Raw genomic sequence first — 3,090 nt, forward strand, 5'->3', positions numbered from 1 at the left:
AAGTGAAAGGCCACGACCTTTCTCACGATATCGCTTTCCGTCACAATTCCCACTAACTCTTCCCCACGTGTCACCAACAGGCTCCCAATCTTGCGAATTCGCATCAGGTTGGCGGCCACTGATACCGCTTGGGTGAACTCCACACAGGCCAGTTCTCTGGTCATTAACTCTTCTACTCGTACCATGTTCTTCTCCTTTGTTAGTATGAAGGTTCATGATGGAATGTACCGGTTTTGTATTAAACCTGCGTCGCAAGTATATGACGCATGTGTAACATTTCTTCGGCTCCCCTCCTTTTGCGGCGGATGGCTGGGGTAGAATGACCCGGAAAGGCAGGAGGATGATCATGTTTGATTGGAGGAATATCGGTATGAAACGATCTGCAGGGTTGATGGGTCTTATGGTGGTGGGTGGTATCTTTCTTGGAGGATGCCAGACAACCCAGTTTCAAACATTGAAAATTTTTGATAGTCCCAAGCGTGTGGTTGCCTTGCAGGCTATGCCGGATGCCTATGGCGGTAAAGGCTATGATCATCCAGTGTCGTTCACGAAAGAGGAAATGATCCAAATGATGCAAGGAATCCGGGCAGAAAAAACAGGTCTATTCGGTGCTTCCAGTAGTTCGTCGACCCATCCGGTATTCAGCACATCAGAGATTGAAATTTTTGCTCCCCTGATTGTCAAAGGGATGAGTCAAGCCACTCCGGAAGAGATGGTCACCTTCTTTGAAACTGCCGAAATTGAAACAGATGATCTTGAAAAGAATTTTCAAATTACCACTTCGGGCGGATTCTATGTAGCCGGGGGAAATTTTTACGTTGTCCTGAGCAACTTTTCCGTTAAAACCCCGGTCTGGCAGGATGCGCAGAGATCGAGTTATGACGTGGACTCTATTCGGACCAATGCTCTTGAACAATTAAAAGCGCAGCCCGGTCTGTTGGTCTTTGAGCCGAGGGAGTTTTTGGTGGAATCTCCCGATGGAACAATCGGGGGATTTTTAAAGGGTAAGCCCTGGCAAGTCGCCATTCGGTATCGGGAATTTTTAGGCCATCCCATCTCTCCCCAGCCACAGCTAAATAAACGGGAACCCGATTAAGGTTTTCCCCTGCACATGATGTCCTTCGGCATAGGTGAGGGAAGCCTTCTACTTGATTCTGAGGCTTAGAGGGTGCCGGGGTATGGTGTGCCCCACGTTCTTTAAGACTATTCACGGATTTTGGGACGGGGGCCTTGCAGAGGAAATCCAGTGATTATTACTGAGACCTCGGAGAACAGAAAATAGTGACACTATCGCGGCGGCTGGGGTCGGTGTGACCGCTGGCCATCTTTCCCCTTGCTCGCTCTCAAAATAGGAATCAGGACACCAAAGGACAGTATAATGACACTGCCAGGGATTTCGTAGTTGTGTATTTCACCGTTAAAAACTGCAATCCCCACCGTGAAATTTTAGGCAGGAAAGAGATACTGTACAGCGGCGTTGACAGTTGGATTGCCAACGGTAAAGACCGTATGTCAAGAAATACTGTGCCGCCGCAGCTGATAGACCGACCAATATCAATAGTCCCCAAATTTTCCAGGAATCCGGCCATATCGGTTAGAAAAAAATAAATGTCGCTACATGTATGGCTACAGTGACCAAGCAGAAATAAAAGATGACAACATGTGAAGAGTTTTTGCGCCCACCACGAGCGATAAATAAGTAGGCGAGACTTGCGAGAATGGCACTCAATAGAGCAATCAGCCGACCCTGGAAATTTCCCTCGGTAAAATTTGGATTGAGGAGAAATACCAAGCCGACCATGCTACCAAGGATACACATCCACGTTTGCTTGGAAGCCCGTTGACCCAGAATAAACGACGCCAATGCGGCGACAAAGATACTGCTGGAGCTATAAATGAAACTCGCTTGCGCTAAGCCTATATGTGCTAGAACGTTGAGATGAAAAAGCTTGGACAAGCCGCCAGGGATCCCGCGCAACCAAAGTGAAAGAGAATGGTCGCCAAGAATTTTATGGATAGGGTGCGTTCGCGCAAATTTCACAAATCACTCGCTTCTCCACAAATAACACGCGGCTCAGTGAGGTAAGGCTTCAGATCTTTCGGGAGTAGCCAGTCGCGGCGGCGACCCAAAGACACCGGCCGGTGGAGAAAGCATTCCTGGCCCGTTAAAGGGACCCTGACAGGGGCAGAGAGGCGTGAGTTGAAGAAAACCGTTGGCCTGTGATTTCCGCACCAGATGGAATGTTCTTTTCCAGGACTGGAAATTCCTGGAAGGGACCTATCCGATTGTTCAGATTCCCCTTCCTGAAGCACCCTGGGCGGCAGGTCTTCGATTTCTACGCCGACTTCCGCATTCTGGAAAATATTACGGTAAGATGTTTAGTGAATTTGTCCAAAGCCATCGTGTAGGGATTTGCGTCCCGAGGTGATTTAAAACGACACGTCCCATTGCAAGCGGACCCGTTGTTCATGTTGATTTTGACCTGCCGGCTGGGACAGCGTGAGCCAGGAACCATCCAGTGTGAGCTTGTTTCTATGCCCTGCGAAAAACCAATTGAGAACGGTCGTGTATTCCTGCCGTCGGTCATTTGGGGCTGAAATATTGGGGTCGACAAATGCATAGCGGAAGGCCACTTCCAAGGGTTTTGGAACGGCTGGAATGAGATAATGGGGAAAATACCCGACCTGCGAATAACTTCCCATCATGTTGGTCTTATAGCCCGGCGCACCCTCGGGATAGCTGTTGTCCTTGACCTCTTTCCAATGGTATTCATGTTGAATAGACAGCCCCCGCCATTTGAACGCGAATTCCTCCATCATGCCCTGCACACGGTATTGTCCGGCTTTAGCGGAAGAATCAGATGTGTAGGCTACACCCGCCGAATTGTCCTCTTCCAAGGTACCGCATCCGCTCGATGACCATCGGGTACATTTACCGACAGTGGTATAGGCACCGAAGGCCAAGCTTCCCGTGGGCAGCTCATGAAATTCCACGTCGCTTTGTGACCATTTCAGATCGCGTCCCAAAAAATTCCATTGGTACCGTCCGAAATACATCATATTGGCGTCGTCGTTGGCTTCCCCCCGGCC

4 protein-coding genes are annotated in these 3,090 nt (G+C 49.3%); 1 reads left to right on the forward strand and 3 read right to left on the reverse strand.

Features of this window, described 5'->3' with window-relative positions:
* On the reverse strand, positions 1-185 hold a 185-nt coding region (locus AAH187_RS13080; protein WP_342348905.1), incomplete at its 3' end, for a CBS domain-containing protein.
* Positions 186-370: 185 nt separating this feature from the next.
* On the opposite strand from AAH187_RS13080, the gene AAH187_RS13085 reads away from it, so the two are divergent.
* Positions 371-1,096 (forward strand): hypothetical protein, encoded by a 726-nt coding sequence (locus AAH187_RS13085; RefSeq protein ID WP_342348906.1) that lies wholly within the window; start codon positions 371-373, stop codon positions 1,094-1,096.
* Between the two features lie 498 nt (positions 1,097-1,594).
* On the opposite strand, the gene AAH187_RS13090 is transcribed toward AAH187_RS13085, so the two are convergent.
* Both AAH187_RS13090 and AAH187_RS13095 read right to left on the reverse strand, forming a co-directional pair.
* A complete protein-coding gene (locus tag AAH187_RS13090; RefSeq protein WP_342348907.1) occupies positions 1,595-2,041 on the reverse strand; it encodes an EamA family transporter in 447 nt (148 codons plus the stop codon).
* Positions 2,042-2,430: 389 nt separating this feature from the next.
* Positions 2,431-3,090 (reverse strand): hypothetical protein (locus tag AAH187_RS13095; RefSeq protein WP_342348908.1); only part of this gene is annotated, 660 nt, incomplete at its 5' end.

Source organism: uncultured Nitrospira sp., from assembly GCA_902500695.1.
In the GTDB taxonomy this organism is placed as follows: Bacteria; Nitrospirota; Nitrospiria; order Nitrospirales; family UBA8639; genus Nitrospira_E.

Coding starts and splice junctions, on each gene's coding strand:
- AAH187_RS13085 (WP_342348906.1), top strand. CDS start 371: ATGAAACGATCTGCAGGGTTGATGGGTCTTATGGTGGTGGGTGGTATC.